General features: G+C 61.5%; 26 protein-coding genes. All 26 read left to right on the top strand.

Annotated features, from left to right (window positions below):
• Positions 1 to 609 (top strand): 50S ribosomal protein L4, encoded by a 609-nt coding sequence (gene rplD, locus DFO68_RS13460; protein ID WP_133484156.1) that lies wholly within the window; start codon positions 1 to 3, stop codon positions 607 to 609.
• The gene (rplW, locus tag DFO68_RS13455) at positions 606 to 902 is read left to right on the top strand and encodes a 50S ribosomal protein L23 (protein WP_133484155.1); all 297 of its coding nucleotides are present in this window, start codon (positions 606 to 608) and stop codon (positions 900 to 902) included. Before rplD ends, rplW begins: the two co-directional genes overlap by 4 nt.
• 17 nt (positions 903 to 919) lie before the next feature.
• Positions 920 to 1,750, top strand: coding sequence for a 50S ribosomal protein L2 (gene rplB / locus DFO68_RS13450; protein ID WP_133484154.1), 831 nt, complete (start codon positions 920 to 922; stop codon positions 1,748 to 1,750).
• A gap of 33 nt (positions 1,751 to 1,783) precedes the next feature.
• On the top strand, positions 1,784 to 2,059 hold the full coding sequence (gene rpsS, locus DFO68_RS13445; RefSeq protein ID WP_133484153.1) for a 30S ribosomal protein S19: 276 nt from the start codon (positions 1,784 to 1,786) through the stop codon (positions 2,057 to 2,059).
• A gap of 18 nt (positions 2,060 to 2,077) precedes the next feature.
• A complete protein-coding gene (gene rplV, locus DFO68_RS13440) occupies positions 2,078 to 2,410 on the top strand; it encodes a 50S ribosomal protein L22 (RefSeq protein WP_040183132.1) in 333 nt (110 codons plus the stop codon).
• A gap of 11 nt (positions 2,411 to 2,421) precedes the next feature.
• Positions 2,422 to 3,120 carry a 30S ribosomal protein S3 gene (gene rpsC / locus DFO68_RS13435; protein ID WP_089714404.1) on the top strand — a complete coding sequence of 233 codons (699 nt, stop codon included), beginning with the start codon at positions 2,422 to 2,424 and terminating at the stop codon, positions 3,118 to 3,120.
• 15 nt (positions 3,121 to 3,135) lie between these two features.
• Positions 3,136 to 3,549 (top strand): 50S ribosomal protein L16, encoded by a 414-nt coding sequence (rplP, locus tag DFO68_RS13430; protein WP_021819610.1) that lies wholly within the window; start codon positions 3,136 to 3,138, stop codon positions 3,547 to 3,549.
• Positions 3,549 to 3,740, top strand: a complete 192-nt coding sequence (gene rpmC / locus DFO68_RS13425) for a 50S ribosomal protein L29 (RefSeq protein WP_133484152.1) — start codon at positions 3,549 to 3,551, stop codon at positions 3,738 to 3,740. Before rplP ends, rpmC begins: the two co-directional genes overlap by 1 nt.
• Before the next feature lies 1 nt (position 3,741).
• A complete protein-coding gene (gene rpsQ / locus DFO68_RS13420; protein ID WP_133484151.1) occupies positions 3,742 to 4,002 on the top strand; it encodes a 30S ribosomal protein S17 in 261 nt (86 codons plus the stop codon).
• 52 nt (positions 4,003 to 4,054) lie between these two features.
• Positions 4,055 to 4,426 carry a 50S ribosomal protein L14 gene (gene rplN / locus DFO68_RS13415; protein ID WP_106232380.1) on the top strand — a complete coding sequence of 124 codons (372 nt, stop codon included), beginning with the start codon at positions 4,055 to 4,057 and terminating at the stop codon, positions 4,424 to 4,426.
• 14 nt (positions 4,427 to 4,440) lie between these two features.
• A complete protein-coding gene (gene rplX, locus DFO68_RS13410; RefSeq protein WP_133484150.1) occupies positions 4,441 to 4,755 on the top strand; it encodes a 50S ribosomal protein L24 in 315 nt (104 codons plus the stop codon).
• Between the two features lie 18 nt (positions 4,756 to 4,773).
• The gene (rplE, locus tag DFO68_RS13405; RefSeq protein ID WP_133484149.1) at positions 4,774 to 5,313 is read left to right on the top strand and encodes a 50S ribosomal protein L5; all 540 of its coding nucleotides are present in this window, start codon (positions 4,774 to 4,776) and stop codon (positions 5,311 to 5,313) included.
• 10 nt (positions 5,314 to 5,323) lie between these two features.
• On the top strand, positions 5,324 to 5,629 hold the full coding sequence (gene rpsN / locus DFO68_RS13400; protein ID WP_133484148.1) for a 30S ribosomal protein S14: 306 nt from the start codon (positions 5,324 to 5,326) through the stop codon (positions 5,627 to 5,629).
• Positions 5,630 to 5,661: 32 nt separating this feature from the next.
• Complete coding sequence (rpsH, locus tag DFO68_RS13395; RefSeq protein WP_133484147.1) at positions 5,662 to 6,054, top strand: 30S ribosomal protein S8; 393 nt, start codon at positions 5,662 to 5,664, stop codon at positions 6,052 to 6,054.
• A 9-nt stretch (positions 6,055 to 6,063) separates the two neighbouring features.
• Complete coding sequence (gene rplF, locus DFO68_RS13390; protein ID WP_133484146.1) at positions 6,064 to 6,594, top strand: 50S ribosomal protein L6; 531 nt, start codon at positions 6,064 to 6,066, stop codon at positions 6,592 to 6,594.
• A 9-nt stretch (positions 6,595 to 6,603) separates the two neighbouring features.
• Positions 6,604 to 6,954: a 50S ribosomal protein L18 gene (rplR, locus tag DFO68_RS13385; RefSeq protein WP_133484145.1), complete on the top strand. Its 351-nt coding sequence runs from the start codon at positions 6,604 to 6,606 to the stop codon at positions 6,952 to 6,954.
• A 12-nt stretch (positions 6,955 to 6,966) separates the two neighbouring features.
• Positions 6,967 to 7,467 (top strand): 30S ribosomal protein S5, encoded by a 501-nt coding sequence (gene rpsE / locus DFO68_RS13380; RefSeq protein ID WP_133484144.1) that lies wholly within the window; start codon positions 6,967 to 6,969, stop codon positions 7,465 to 7,467.
• A 5-nt stretch (positions 7,468 to 7,472) separates the two neighbouring features.
• Positions 7,473 to 7,655, top strand: coding sequence for a 50S ribosomal protein L30 (gene rpmD, locus DFO68_RS13375; RefSeq protein ID WP_133484143.1), 183 nt, complete (start codon positions 7,473 to 7,475; stop codon positions 7,653 to 7,655).
• Positions 7,656 to 7,658: 3 nt separating this feature from the next.
• Positions 7,659 to 8,093, top strand: coding sequence for a 50S ribosomal protein L15 (rplO, locus tag DFO68_RS13370; protein WP_133484142.1), 435 nt, complete (start codon positions 7,659 to 7,661; stop codon positions 8,091 to 8,093).
• Complete coding sequence (gene secY, locus DFO68_RS13365) at positions 8,094 to 9,425, top strand: preprotein translocase subunit SecY (RefSeq protein ID WP_133484141.1); 1,332 nt, start codon at positions 8,094 to 8,096, stop codon at positions 9,423 to 9,425.
• Between the two features lie 77 nt (positions 9,426 to 9,502).
• On the top strand, positions 9,503 to 9,616 hold the full coding sequence (gene rpmJ / locus DFO68_RS13360) for a 50S ribosomal protein L36 (protein ID WP_008959154.1): 114 nt from the start codon (positions 9,503 to 9,505) through the stop codon (positions 9,614 to 9,616).
• A gap of 123 nt (positions 9,617 to 9,739) precedes the next feature.
• A complete protein-coding gene (rpsM, locus tag DFO68_RS13355; protein WP_133484140.1) occupies positions 9,740 to 10,096 on the top strand; it encodes a 30S ribosomal protein S13 in 357 nt (118 codons plus the stop codon).
• Positions 10,097 to 10,135: 39 nt separating this feature from the next.
• Positions 10,136 to 10,522, top strand: coding sequence for a 30S ribosomal protein S11 (rpsK, locus tag DFO68_RS13350; RefSeq protein WP_133484139.1), 387 nt, complete (start codon positions 10,136 to 10,138; stop codon positions 10,520 to 10,522).
• Positions 10,523 to 10,534: 12 nt separating this feature from the next.
• Entirely contained in the window at positions 10,535 to 11,155 is a 621-nt protein-coding gene (rpsD, locus tag DFO68_RS13345; protein ID WP_133484138.1) for a 30S ribosomal protein S4, read from the top strand.
• A 104-nt stretch (positions 11,156 to 11,259) separates the two neighbouring features.
• Positions 11,260 to 12,258, top strand: a complete 999-nt coding sequence (locus DFO68_RS13340; RefSeq protein ID WP_133484137.1) for a DNA-directed RNA polymerase subunit alpha — start codon at positions 11,260 to 11,262, stop codon at positions 12,256 to 12,258.
• Between the two features lie 39 nt (positions 12,259 to 12,297).
• A complete protein-coding gene (gene rplQ / locus DFO68_RS13335; RefSeq protein WP_133484136.1) occupies positions 12,298 to 12,684 on the top strand; it encodes a 50S ribosomal protein L17 in 387 nt (128 codons plus the stop codon).
• Positions 12,685 to 12,863: the final 179 nt, after the last annotated feature.

Below are 12,863 nucleotides of genomic sequence, written 5' to 3'. Positions count from 1 at the left end.
ATGAATCTGAATCTTGCAGGTGCAGGGGCCGGTACTGTCGAGGTATCCGACGCCACCTTTGGCAAAGAATTCAACGAGGCCCTCGTGCACCAGGTCGTCACCGCCTATCTGGCCGGTGGTCGCCAGGGTACCCGTGCCCAGAAGAACCGTTCCGACGTGCGCGGTGGCGGCAAGAAGCCGTGGCGTCAGAAGGGCACCGGTCGTGCCCGTGCCGGGACCATCCGCTCGCCGATCTGGCGCAGCGGCGGCGTGACCTTCGCGGCCCGTCCGCAGGATCATTCCCAGAAGGTCAACCGCAAGATGTACCGCGCGGCCATGCGCTCGATCCTCTCCGAGCTGGTCCGCCAGGAGCGCCTGGTGGCCGTCGATGGCTTCGCCGTCGATGCGCCCAAGACCAAGCAGCTGGTCGCCAAGCTCGAGGAGCTGGGCCTGGAGAAGGTGCTGATCGTCACCGAGGAAGTCGACGAGAACCTGTACCTTGCCGCCCGCAACATTCCCAACGTGGATGTGCTGGATGTCGCCGCCGCCGATCCGGTGAGCCTGGTCGCCTTCGACAAGGTGCTGGTCACCGTCTCCGCCCTGCGTAAATTCGAGGAGAAGCTGGCATGAACCAGGAACGTGTATTCAAGGTTCTGCTCGGTCCGCACGTGACCGAGAAGGCCGCCATGGCCGCCGAGCGCAACCAGTACGTGTTCAAGGTGGCAGGCGACGCGACCAAGCCCGAGATCAAGGCAGCCGTGCAGGAGCTGTTCGGCAAGAAGGTCGACCGTGTTCAGGTGCTGAACATGAAGGGCAAGACCAAGCGCACCGCGCAGGGTCTGGGTCACCGCAAGGGTTATCGCAAGGCGTACGTGACACTGGCCGCCGGCGAGACGCTTGAAGACTTCTCTGGCGCCGAATAAGGGCAGGAGTACGGATCATGGCAATCGTCAAGACTAAACCCACATCCGCCGGTCGTCGCCACGTCGTCAAGATCGTTGGTGAGGAGCTGTACAAGGGTCGCGCCTACGCGCCGCTGCTCGAGAAACAGTCCAAGTCCGGTGGCCGTAACAACTACGGTCGCATCACCACCCGTCACGTGGGCGGTGGTCACCGTCATCACTACCGGATCATCGACTTCAGGCGCACCAAGGATGGCATCCCGGCTATCGTCGAGCGCCTGGAGCATGACCCGAACCGCAGCGCCCATATCGCGCTGCTCAAGTACCTCGACGGCGAGCGTCGCTACATCATCGCGCCCAAGGGCGTGAGTGCCGGTGACCGTCTCGAGTCCGGTGTCAACGCGCCGATCAAGAAGGGCAATGCGTTGCCGCTGCGCAACATCCCGCTGGGTTCCACCGTGCATTGCATCGAGCTCAAGCCCGGCAAGGGCGCCCAGCTTGTACGCAGCGCCGGCACCAGCGCCCAGCTGGTCGCCCGCGAAGGCAACTATGCCACCCTGCGTCTGCGCTCCGGCGAGATGCGCAAGGTGCTGGCTGAGTGCCGCGCGACCTTGGGGGAAGTGAGCAACTCCGAGCACAGCCTGCGTCAGCTTGGCAAGGCCGGTGCGAAGCGCTGGAGAGGGGTGCGCCCGACCGTTCGCGGCGTGGCCATGAACCCGGTGGATCACCCGCATGGCGGCGGCGAAGGCCGCAGCAGCGGCGGGCGTCATCCGGTATCTCCGTGGGGCATCCCCACCAAGGGCCACAAGACCCGCAAGAACAAGCGCACCGACAAGCTGATCATCCGTCGCCGCAAGGCCCGGAAATAAGATCCAACGCCAAGACATCAAGAGGTAACGGCTGTGCCACGTTCACTGAAGAAAGGTCCCTTCATTGACCTTCATCTGCTGAAGAAGGTCGAGACTGCAGTGGAGAAGAACGACCGCAAACCGATCAAGACCTGGTCGCGTCGTTCGATGATCCTGCCCAATATGGTCGGGCTCACCATTGCGGTCCATAACGGTCGCCAACACGTCCCGGTGCATGTCTCCGAGGAAATGGTTGGCCACAAGCTGGGCGAATTCGCTGCTACCCGCCTCTATCGCGGTCATGCGGCGGACAGGAAAGCCAAACGGTAAGCCAGAGAGGATTGAGAGATGGAAGTCACAGCAAAGCTGCGTGGCGCTCGTTTATCCGCCCAGAAGGCCCGTTTGGTGGCTGACCAGGTGCGCGGTAAACCGGTCGCCGAGGCGCTCGACCTGCTGACCTTCTCCCCGAAGAAGGCCGCCAAGCTGGTCAAGAAGGTGCTGCAGTCCGCCATCGCGAATGCGGAAGAAAACGACGGCATGGATATCGACGAGCTGCGTGTCTCGACCATCTGCGTCGATGAGGGCATGACGCTCAAGCGCATCCGTCCGCGCGCCAAGGGCCGTGCGGACCGCATCCTGAAGCGCACCTGCCACATCACCGTCAAGGTAGCCGAGAAGTAGGAGTCGACCAGATGGGTCAGAAAGTCAATCCAACAGGCATTCGCCTGGGTATCGTCAAGGACCATACCTCGGTGTGGTATGCCGAGCGCGGCGCCTATGCCGACAAGCTGAACAGCGACCTCGAAGTGCGTCGCTTCCTGGAAGAGCGCCTGAAGAATGCGTCTGTGAGTCGCATTACCATCGAGCGCCCGGCCAACAACGCCCGCATCACCATTCACACCGCCCGCCCGGGCATTGTGATCGGCAAGAAGGGCGAGGACGTCGACCGGCTGCGCCGTGACGTTACCGCGATGATGGGCGTGCCGGTGCATGTCAACATCGAGGAAGTCCGCAAGCCTGAGCTCGATGCCAAGCTCGTCGCGCAGAACATTGCCGGCCAGCTTGAGCGCCGCGTGATGTTTCGCCGTGCCATGAAGCGCTCCGTGCAGAACGCCATGCGCCTGGGCGCCGGCGGCATCAAGGTGATGCTCTCCGGCCGCCTCGGTGGCGCCGAGATCGCCCGCACCGAGTGGTATCGGGAAGGTCGCGTCCCGCTGCACACCCTGCGCGCGGATATCGACTACGCCACCTACGAGGCCAAGACAACCTACGGCATCATCGGTGTCAAGGTCTGGGTATTCAAGGGTGAAATCCTCGGGGGCATCGAGGAGGTCCGCGCCAAGGCCAAGCAGCCGCAGGCCGCGCCCTCCAAGAAGAAAGGTTCCAGATAAGGGGAGAGCGAGTCGATGTTACAACCTAAGCGTATGAAGTTCCGCAAGATGCAGAAGGGCCGCAACCGTGGCCTGGCGCATCGCGGAAGCAAGGTGAGCTTCGGCGAGTATGGTCTCAAGGCCACTGGTCGGGGCCGTGTCACCGCCCGTCAGATCGAGGCAGGTCGCCGTGCGATCACTCGTCACGTCAAGCGTGGCGGCAAGATCTGGATCCGCGTCTTCCCTGACAAGCCGATTTCCAAGAAGCCCCTGGAAGTTCGCATGGGCAAGGGCAAGGGCTCCGTCGAGTACTGGGTCGCGCAGATCCAGCCGGGTCGGGTTCTGTACGAGATCGAGGGCGTTTCCGAGGAGCTCGCCCGCGAGGCATTCGCCCTGGCTGCCCAGAAGTTCCCGGTCTCCACCACCTTTGTGAAACGGACGGTGATGTGATGAAAGCCCAGGAAATTCGTGAAAAGTCAGCCGAGCAGCTCCAGGAGCAGCTCTTCGAACTCCTCCGCGAGCAGTTCAACCTGCGCATGCAGAAGGCCACCGGTCAGCTGACTCAGACACATCTGCTCAAGCAGGTTCGTCGTGACATTGCCCGCGTGAAGACGGTGCTCAACGAGAAGGCAGGTGACTGAGATGGCCGAAGAGAAAAAAGCCCGTACGCTCACCGGCAAAGTAGTGAGCGACAAGATGGACAAGTCCATCGTTGTGATGATCGAGCGTCGTGAGCGCCACCCGATCTACGGCAAATACGTCAAGCGCTCCACCAAGCTGCACGCCCACGATGCGTCCAACCAGGCCAAGGCCGGCGACACGGTATCCATCCAGGAATGCCGTCCGTTGTCGAAGCACAAGGCCTGGACCCTGGTCGAAGTCGTCGAGCAGGCCAAGGGTTGATCGGCCCACGCCGCTCAAGCCAGTGCAGTCAGATTAGGTTTGGAGAAAACCGATGATTCAGACTCAAACAATGCTGGATGTCGCCGACAACAGCGGAGCACGCCGGGTGCAGTGCATCAAGGTGCTGGGCGGTTCCCACCGCCGCTACGCCCGCATCGGTGACATCATCAAGGTTACGGTGAAGGAAGCCATTCCGCGTGGCAAGGTCAAGAAGGGCCAGGTCCTCAAGGCGGTGGTGGTTCGCACGCGTAGTGGCGTCCGTCGTAACGACGGCTCGCTGATTCGCTTCGATGGAAATGCGGCTGTGCTGTTGAACAACACCAACGATCAGCCGATCGGCACCCGTATCTTCGGGCCGGTGACGCGTGAGCTTCGCAACGAGAAGTTCATGAAGATCATTTCCTTGGCGCCTGAAGTGCTGTAAGGAGCGAGGCGGATATGCAAAAGATCAAACGTGACGATGAAGTAATCGTCATCGCCGGCAAGGACAAGGGCAAGCGCGGCACCGTCAAGCGGGTTCTCGAAAACCGCTTCGTGGTGTCCGGTGTGAACATGATCAAACGTCACACCAAGCCCAACCCGATGGCGGGCAACCAGGGCGGTATCGTCGAGCGCGAGGCACCGATTCACGCGTCCAACGTGGCCATCTTCAATCAGGAGACCGGCAAGGCGGATCGCGTCGGCTTCCAGGTTCAGGAAGACGGTACCAAGGTACGTATCTACAGGTCGACGCAGTCGCAGATCGACGCCTAACGCGAGTCGGATAGCAAAATGGCGAACTTGAAAAAACATTATCAGAACGAGGTGGTGGCTCAACTCCAAGAGCAGTTCAGCTACGCCAACGTGATGCAGGTGCCACGGGTCACCAAGGTGACCTTGAACATGGGTATCGGCGACGCGACCAGCGACAAAAAGCTGATCGACAACGCCATCGGCGACCTAGAGAAGCTCTCCGGTCAGAAGCCGCTGGTGACCAAGGCACGCAAGTCCATCGCGGGCTTCAAGGTGCGTGAAGGCTGGCCGATCGGCATCAAGGTAACCCTGCGCTCCGAGCGCATGTGGGACTTCCTCAATCGCCTGGTCAATATCGCGATCCCCCGCGTTCGTGACTTCCGTGGTCTCAACCCGAAGTCCTTCGACGGTCGTGGCAACTACTCCATGGGGGTGCGTGAGCAGATCATCTTTCCGGAGATCGAGTATGATAAGATCGATCGGATTCGTGGTCTGGATGTCACTATCACCACCACCGCCAACACCGATGAAGAAGGTCGTGCGCTGCTCAGCGCGCTGAACTTCCCGTTCAAGAAATAAGGGTGGGATCATGGCAAAGAAAAGCATGGTAGAACGCGAGCTCAAGCGCACCAAACTGGTGGCCAAGTATGCCGCCAAGCGCGCCGAGCTCAAGGCGATCATCCAGGATGTCAACGCTTCTGACGAAGAGCGCTTCGATGCGCCGCTCAAGCTGCAGCAGTTGCCGCGCGACTCTAGTCCGGTGCGTCAGCGCAACCGCTGCCGCATCACGGGTCGTCCGCACGGCTACTACAACAAGTTCGGTCTCGGCCGTAACAAGCTGCGTGAAGCCGCCATGCGTGGCGATGTACCCGGACTCAAGAAGTCCAGCTGGTAACGCCACGTAGAATTATCAGGAGCGCAACATAAATGAGCATGCAAGACACTCTAGCGGATATGTTTACACGTATCCGCAATGCGCAGATGGCCACCAAGGAGACGGTTTCCATGCCGTCCTCCAAGCTCAAGGTCCAGGTGGCCCGCGTGCTGAAGGAAGAGGGTTACATCAGCGACTTCGTCATCAGCGAGACCGCCAAACCCGAGCTGACCGTGTCCCTCAAGTATTTCGAGGGCAAGCCCGTCATCGAGCACCTGCAGCGGGTTTCCAAGCCATCCCTGCGCCAGTACAAGGGCAAGGATGCGCTGCCGAAGGTCGCCGAAGGCCTGGGTGTTGCTATCGTGACCACCTCTCAGGGGGTGATGACCGATCGTGCGGCGCGTCAGGCGGGTGTCGGTGGTGAAGTCATCTGCACCGTATTCTAGGAGTTTGGAATGTCCCGCGTAGCCAAATATCCGGTCAAATTGCCCGCCGGCGTCGAGGTCAAGCTCGATGGCGGCCAGCTGTCCGCCAAGGGCAGCCAGGGCAGCCTGTCCCTGACCGTTCACCCCGATGTGGTGATCGGCCAGGAAGAGGGGCAGCTGACCTTCCAGCCGAGCGAGTCCGCGAAGAGCTGGGCAATGGTCGGTACCACCCGTGCCCTGGTCCAGAACCTGGTCACCGGTGTCAGCGAGGGCTTCACCAAGAGCCTCGAAATCATCGGCGTCGGGTATCGTGCCCAGGCCAAGGGCCAGACGCTCAATCTTACACTGGGCTTCTCGCACCCGGTCGACTACACGCTGCCTGACGGTGTCACGGCGGAAACGCCTAGGAACACCGTCATCGTGCTGAAAAGCGCGGACAAGCAGGCGCTCGGCCAGTGTGCTGCAGAAATCCGCGCCTTCCGTCCGCCCGAGCCCTACAAGGGCAAGGGTGTCCGGTACGCTGACGAGCAGGTGCGTCGCAAAGAAGCCAAGAAGAAGTAAGGCAGGGTTATGAACGCGAAGAAAGAATCTCGTCTCCGTCGTGCCCGCCGTGCTCGCGCCAAGATCCGCGAGCTGGGCGTGTATCGCCTGTGCGTCAACCGTACCCCCCGCCACATCTATGCGCAGATCATCTCGCCGGATGGTGGCAAGGTCCTCGCCAGCGCTTCCACGCTGGACAAGGCCCTGCGCGAGGGTGCGACAGGCAATGCCGACGCCGCCGCCAGGGTGGGTGCGCTGATTGCCGAACGTGCCAAGCAGGCTGGCATCACCCAGGTAGCCTTCGATCGTGCCGGCTTCAAGTACCACGGTCGTGTGAAGGCCCTGGCCGACGCCGCTCGTGAAGGCGGCCTGGAATTCTAAAGGGTTTTTACGATGGCGAAGAACGAACAGCAAGGCGGTGATCTGCAGGAGAAGCTCGTGCAGATCAACCGTGTCGCCAAGGTGGTCAAGGGTGGCCGAATCTTCGGTTTCACCGCCTTGACCGTCGTGGGTGACGGTAACGGTCGTGTGGGTTTCGGTCGTGGCAAGGCGCGTGAAGTGCCGGTCGCGATCCAGAAGGCCATGGACCAGGCGCGTCGCAACATGGTCAAGGTGAATCTCACCGGTGGCACCCTGCAGTACCCGGTCAAGGCCCGTCACGGTGCCTCCAAGGTGTACATGCAGCCCGCTTCCGAGGGTACCGGGATCATCGCCGGCGGCGCCATGCGCTCCGTGCTTGAACTGGCCGGCGTGCATAACGTCCTGGCCAAGTGCTACGGCTCCACCAACCCGGTGAACGTGGTGCGGGCGACCGTCAATGGTCTGGCCTCCCTGCAGGCGCCGGAAGACGTGGCCGCCAAGCGCGGTCTGCCTGTCGAAGCGATCACGGGGTAAGCAGCATGTCAGCAACAATCAAGGTTACCCAGACCCGCAGCACCATCGGCGTGCTGGCTAAGCACAAGGCCACCATGAAAGGCCTCGGCCTGCGTCGCATCGGTCACTCGGTTCAACTGGAAGACACCCCTGCCGTTCGCGGCATGATCCACAAGGTTAACTACCTTGTGCGTGTTGAGGGAGAGTAATCCATGAAACTCAATAGCCTGAGCCCGGCAGCGGGCTCCAAGCACGCCGCCAAGCGCGTTGGCCGTGGCATCGGCTCCGGTCTGGGCAAGACCGCTGGCCGTGGCCACAAGGGCCTCAAGTCGCGCAGTGGCGGCAGCGTGAAGCCCGGTTTCGAGGGTGGTCAGATGCCGCTGCAGCGGCGCCTGCCCAAGTTCGGCTTCACTTCCGCGAAGTCGCTGGTTTCCGAGGAAGTCCGCCTGGCCGAGCTGGCGCGGGTCGCGGGTGACGAGGTCACTCTGGACACCCTCAAGCAAGCTAACGTGCTGAAGGACGCCACCAAGCATGCCAAGGTGATCCTGTCCGGCGAACTGAACAAGGCGGTCACAGTCCGCGGCATTAAGGTCACCAAGGGTGCCCGTGCCGCGATTGAAGCCGCCGGCGGCAAGGTAGAGGACTAAATGGCCAAGTCAGGAAACATGCCGGCGATGGGCAGCGGTCTGAGTGAACTCTGGGCGCGTCTGCGCTTCGTGCTCCTCGCCATCGTGGTCTACCGTATCGGTGCCCACATCCCCGTTCCCGGTATCAATCCTGACCAGCTTGCTGCCTTGTTCCGGGAGCAGCAGGGTACCATCCTGGGCATGTTCAACATGTTCTCGGGCGGCGCCCTGGAGCGCATGAGCATCATGGCGCTGGGCATCATGCCGTATATTTCCGCGTCGATCATCATGCAGCTGATGACCGCCGTCTCACCACAGCTCGAGCAGCTGAAGAAGGAAGGTGAGGCCGGCCGCCGCAAGATTAGCCAGTACACGCGCTACGGCACCGTGCTGCTGGCGCTGGTCCAGGCCATCGGTATGTCGGTGGGTCTGGCCAGCCAGGGCATCGCCTACACGGCCGACTTCAGCTTCTACTTCACCGCCATCGTGACGTTCGTCACCGGGGCGGTGTTCCTGATGTGGCTGGGCGAGCAGATCACCGAGAAGGGTATCGGCAACGGCATCTCGCTGCTGATCTTCTCCGGTATCGTCGCCGGCTTGCCGGGCGCCGTGGGGCAGGCCTTCGAGCTGGCCCGCAACGAGGGAGCCTGGAATGTCCTGCCACTGCTGGCGCTGACGGCGCTTGGCGTGGCGACCGTGGCCTTCGTGGTGTTCATCGAGCGCGGACAGCGTCGCCTCAAGGTGAACTATCCGCGTCGTCAGGTTGGCAACAAGATGTATGCCGGCCAGAGCAGCTACCTGCCGCTCAAGGTCAACATGGCGGGCGTGATTCCGGCGATCTTCGCCTCCAGCATTCTGCTGTTTCCAGCGTCGCTGGGACAGTGGGTCGGTGCAGGCGAAGGCATGGAGTGGCTGCAGCGGGCATCCCAGGCCCTGGGGCCGGGCCAGCCGCTGTACATCTTGCTTTTCGCCGCCGCGGTGGTATTCTTCTGCTTCTTTTACACAGCGCTGGTCTTCAACCCCAAGGATGTCGCTGACAACCTCAAGAAGTCAGGGGCCTTCCTGCCGGGCATTCGCCCCGGCGAGCAGACCGCTCGCTATATCGACAAGGTCATGACCCGTTTGACCTTGTTCGGTGCGCTCTACATCACTGCAGTTTCCTTGATGCCCCAGTTCCTGATCGTGGCCTGGAACGTGCCGTTCTTCTTCGGCGGCACCTCGCTGCTGATCGTGGTGGTAGTCATCATGGACTTCATGGCCCAGGTGCAGTCGCATCTCATGTCGCACCAATACGAGTCGGTGATGAAAAAATCCAACCTGAAAGGCTACGGTAGCGGCGGCATCATGCGCTGAGGCGCGCCGCTGGCGTTCTGGCGTGTCGCGAGTCTAACCGTTGGCTCGCGTCGCGAGCCAACAATGGAGATGGAACGATGAAAGTTCGAGCTTCCGTGAAGAAAATGTGCCGCAACTGCAAGATCATTCGTCGCAATGGCGCCGTGCGCGTCATCTGCAGCGAGCCGCGGCACAAGCAGCGCCAGGGCTGAGCCCTTCGCTGCACTGAACCGGGTGCCGGCATTCTTCTTGTCCTCGAGCGAGGAAAGGGGTATGCTATTGCGCCTTTTGTAGATGATAAATCGAGCAAGCCGCTCAAATTTCGGAGTAAGCTGATGGCCCGTATTGCAGGCGTCAATATCCCGGACAACAAGCATGCGGCGATCTCGCTGACCTATATCTTCGGGATTGGCCGTACGCGCGCTCAGGACATCTGTGCCGCGACCGGCATCGCGCCGACCACCAAGATCCAGGAGTTGTCCAGTGAAGATCTGGATGCCCTGCGGTCCGAAGTCGGCAAGTTCACCGTGGAAGGTGACCTGCGTCGTGATGTCACGCTTAACATCAAGCGTCTCATGGACCTAGGTTGCTATCGTGGTCTGCGTCATCGTCGTGGTCTTCCGCTGCGTGGTCAGCGTACCAAGACCAATGCGCGTACCCGCAAGGGCCCGCGCAAGCCGATCCGCAAATAACACGCACGTTCTGGCGTAAAGACAGGAATAGACATCAACATGGCTAACCCGCGTAGCAACCGCAAGAAGGTTAAAAAGCAGGTAGTGGATGCCATCGCGCATATCCACGCCTCTTTTAACAACACGATCATTACGATCACAGACCGCCAGGGCAATGCCCTTTCCTGGGCAACTGCCGGTGGTTCGGGTTTTCGTGGTTCTCGCAAGAGCACCCCGTTCGCTGCTCAAGTGGCAAGCGAGCGTGCAGCGAACGCTGCAGCCGAGTATGGTGTGAAAAACGTCGACGTGCTGGTCAAGGGTCCCGGTCCGGGCCGTGAATCCGCCGTGCGCGCGCTCAATGCCGCCGGCTTCCGCGTGCAGAGCATCACCGACGCGACGCCCATTCCCCACAATGGCTGCCGTCCGCCGAAGAAACGCCGCGTTTAAGGAGACAGATTCATGGCTCGTTACATTGGACCCAAGTGCAAACTGTCTCGTCGTGAGGGGACCGACCTCTTCCTCAAGAGCGGTATCACTCCCTTCGAGAAGAAGTGCAAATCCGAGCAGATTCCGGGTGTGCATGGCCAGCGCCGTCAGCGTCTTTCCGACTACGGCTTGCAGCTTCGCGAGAAGCAGAAAGTACGTCGCATGTACGGCGTACTCGAGAAGCAGTTCCGCAACTACTACAAGGAAGCGGCCCGCCTCAAGGGCGCGACCGGCGAGCTGTTGCTGCAGCTTCTCGAATCCCGACTGGACAACGTCGTCTATCGCATGGGCTTTGGCTCCACGCGCTCCGAGGCACGTCAGCTGGTCAGCCACAAGGCGATCGCCGTGAACGGCAAGACCGTCAACGTGGCCTCCTACCAGGTCAAGCCCGGTGACGTGGTCGCCGTGCGCGAGAAGGCGAAGAACCAGGCGCGCATCCAGACGTCTCTGGCCATCGCCGCCAACCGCGGCGACGTGGTCTGGGTCGAGACCGATGCCAAGAAGATGGAAGGCACTTTCAAGGCCCTGCCTGAACGCGGTGACCTGTCTGCCGACATCAACGAAAACCTGATCGTCGAGTTGTACTCCAAGTAAACGGCGCCCGCGTCATGCCGCTCCCCGTTCGGGGCGGACGGTTCGCGGGGGCGGACGAGACGAAGAGTACCGACAATCCGTTTGGCAGCCTGAAAGGTGATCATATGCAGCGTTCAGTGACAGAGTTTCTCCGTCCTCGCGATATCAAGGTCGAAGAGATCAGCGCACACCACGCCAAGATCGTACTCGAGCCCTTCGAACGGGGCTTCGGCCACACGCTGGGCAATGCCCTGCGTCGTATCCTGCTCTCGTCCATGCCCGGCTGTGCCGTGGTGGAGGCCGAGATCGCCGGTGTCGAGCATGAGTACAGCGCGATCGAGGGCGTCCAGGAAGATGTCATCGAAATCCTCCTGAACCTCAAGGATGTGGCGCTGCGCATGCACAGTCGCGATGAGGCAGTGCTCTCGCTGAACAAGCAGGGGCCGACCGTCGTGACGGCAGGGGACATCGCCCTCGACCATGATGTCGAGATCGTCAACCCCGAGCATGTCATCGCCCACGTCAACGAGGGTGCCGAGCTGAAGATGCAGCTCAAGATCGCGCGCGGCCGCGGCTACGAGCCGGCGGACGTGCGTGGCGATGCCGACGACGAGTCGCGCGCCATCGGTCGCCTGCAGCTGGATGCTACCTTCAGCCCCGTGCGCCGGGTTTCCTACAGCGTCGAGGCTGCGCGTGTCGAACAGCGTACCGACCTCGACAAGCTGATCATCGACCTGGAAACCGACGGCACCCTGGATCCGGAAGAGGCGATCCGTCGCAGTGCGACCATCCTGCAGGAGCAGCTGGCCGCCTTCGTCGACCTGGAAGCCGACAAGGAACAGGAAGTGGTGGAGGAAGAGGATCATATCGATCCGATTCTGCTGCGCCCCGTAGACGATCTCGAGTTGACCGTTCGCAGCGCCAACTGCTTGAAAGCCGAGAACATCTACTACATCGGGGATCTGATCCAGCGCACCGAGGTGGAGCTGCTCAAGACCCCCAACCTCGGCAAGAAGTCCCTGAATGAGATCAAGGACGTGTTGGCCGCCCGCGGGCTTTCCCTGGGCATGCGGCTGGAGAACTGGCCGCCGGCAAGCCTGAAGGACGACAAGGCCTCCGCGTGAGCCTCGACTCGAGTCCCAGTTTGGTAAGGAATCACAACCATGCGTCATCGTAAGAGTGGTCGTCACCTCAATCGCACCAGCTCGCACCGCCAGGCCATGTTCAAGAACATGTCCGTCTCGCTGGTCGAGCACGAAGTGATCAAGACAACCCTGCCCAAGGCCAAGGAGCTGCGTCGCGTCATCGAGCCGCTGATCACCCTGGCCAAGCAGGACAGCGTTGCCAATCGTCGTCTGGCCTTCAGCCGCACCCGCTCGAAGGAAGCGGTCGGCAAGCTCTTCAACGAGCTGGGTCCGCGTTACGCCGAGCGTCCGGGCGGTTATGTCCGTATTCTCAAGTGCGGCTTCCGCACCGGCGATAACGCCCCCATGGCCTTCGTCGAGCTGGTTGACCGTCCGGTCGTCGAGGAAGCCGCCGCCGAGGAGTGATCCTCGATCGGCCTTCCGCCAGCAGCACGCCAAGCCGGCTCCCCAAGGGGAGCCGGTTTTTTTATGTGCGCCAGGCATGGCGCGCAGCGCCTGACTGGCGCTGTTTCCAAGGGTGGTGCCTTGGAATGACTTGGGGGTGAAAGTCCCCTGCACGCCCGGCAAGGGGAAGTGCTAGCCGA

The organism is Halomonas ventosae (assembly GCF_004361885.1).
Taxonomy (GTDB): Bacteria; Pseudomonadota; Gammaproteobacteria; order Pseudomonadales; family Halomonadaceae; genus Halomonas; species Halomonas ventosae_C.
Note: the sequence above shows the minus strand (reverse complement) of the source record. Positions and strands in the feature narration are given on the sequence as shown.

Coding starts and splice junctions, on each gene's coding strand:
- rpsD (WP_133484138.1), top strand. CDS start 10,535: ATGGCTCGTTACATTGGACCCAAGTGCAAACTGTCTCGTCGTGAGGGG.
- rplE (WP_133484149.1), top strand. CDS start 4,774: ATGGCGAACTTGAAAAAACATTATCAGAACGAGGTGGTGGCTCAACTC.
- rpsK (WP_133484139.1), top strand. CDS start 10,136: ATGGCTAACCCGCGTAGCAACCGCAAGAAGGTTAAAAAGCAGGTAGTG.
- rplP (WP_021819610.1), top strand. CDS start 3,136: ATGTTACAACCTAAGCGTATGAAGTTCCGCAAGATGCAGAAGGGCCGC.
- rplV (WP_040183132.1), top strand. CDS start 2,078: ATGGAAGTCACAGCAAAGCTGCGTGGCGCTCGTTTATCCGCCCAGAAG.
- rpsC (WP_089714404.1), top strand. CDS start 2,422: ATGGGTCAGAAAGTCAATCCAACAGGCATTCGCCTGGGTATCGTCAAG.
- rplX (WP_133484150.1), top strand. CDS start 4,441: ATGCAAAAGATCAAACGTGACGATGAAGTAATCGTCATCGCCGGCAAG.
- rplF (WP_133484146.1), top strand. CDS start 6,064: ATGTCCCGCGTAGCCAAATATCCGGTCAAATTGCCCGCCGGCGTCGAG.
- rplW (WP_133484155.1), top strand. CDS start 606: ATGAACCAGGAACGTGTATTCAAGGTTCTGCTCGGTCCGCACGTGACC.
- rplQ (WP_133484136.1), top strand. CDS start 12,298: ATGCGTCATCGTAAGAGTGGTCGTCACCTCAATCGCACCAGCTCGCAC.
- rpsH (WP_133484147.1), top strand. CDS start 5,662: ATGAGCATGCAAGACACTCTAGCGGATATGTTTACACGTATCCGCAAT.
- rplN (WP_106232380.1), top strand. CDS start 4,055: ATGATTCAGACTCAAACAATGCTGGATGTCGCCGACAACAGCGGAGCA.
- rplR (WP_133484145.1), top strand. CDS start 6,604: ATGAACGCGAAGAAAGAATCTCGTCTCCGTCGTGCCCGCCGTGCTCGC.
- rplB (WP_133484154.1), top strand. CDS start 920: ATGGCAATCGTCAAGACTAAACCCACATCCGCCGGTCGTCGCCACGTC.
- secY (WP_133484141.1), top strand. CDS start 8,094: ATGGCCAAGTCAGGAAACATGCCGGCGATGGGCAGCGGTCTGAGTGAA.
- rpsQ (WP_133484151.1), top strand. CDS start 3,742: ATGGCCGAAGAGAAAAAAGCCCGTACGCTCACCGGCAAAGTAGTGAGC.
- rplD (WP_133484156.1), top strand. CDS start 1: ATGAATCTGAATCTTGCAGGTGCAGGGGCCGGTACTGTCGAGGTATCC.
- rplO (WP_133484142.1), top strand. CDS start 7,659: ATGAAACTCAATAGCCTGAGCCCGGCAGCGGGCTCCAAGCACGCCGCC.
- rpsE (WP_133484144.1), top strand. CDS start 6,967: ATGGCGAAGAACGAACAGCAAGGCGGTGATCTGCAGGAGAAGCTCGTG.
- rpmC (WP_133484152.1), top strand. CDS start 3,549: ATGAAAGCCCAGGAAATTCGTGAAAAGTCAGCCGAGCAGCTCCAGGAG.
- rpsN (WP_133484148.1), top strand. CDS start 5,324: ATGGCAAAGAAAAGCATGGTAGAACGCGAGCTCAAGCGCACCAAACTG.
- rpmJ (WP_008959154.1), top strand. CDS start 9,503: ATGAAAGTTCGAGCTTCCGTGAAGAAAATGTGCCGCAACTGCAAGATC.
- DFO68_RS13340 (WP_133484137.1), top strand. CDS start 11,260: ATGCAGCGTTCAGTGACAGAGTTTCTCCGTCCTCGCGATATCAAGGTC.
- rpmD (WP_133484143.1), top strand. CDS start 7,473: ATGTCAGCAACAATCAAGGTTACCCAGACCCGCAGCACCATCGGCGTG.
- rpsM (WP_133484140.1), top strand. CDS start 9,740: ATGGCCCGTATTGCAGGCGTCAATATCCCGGACAACAAGCATGCGGCG.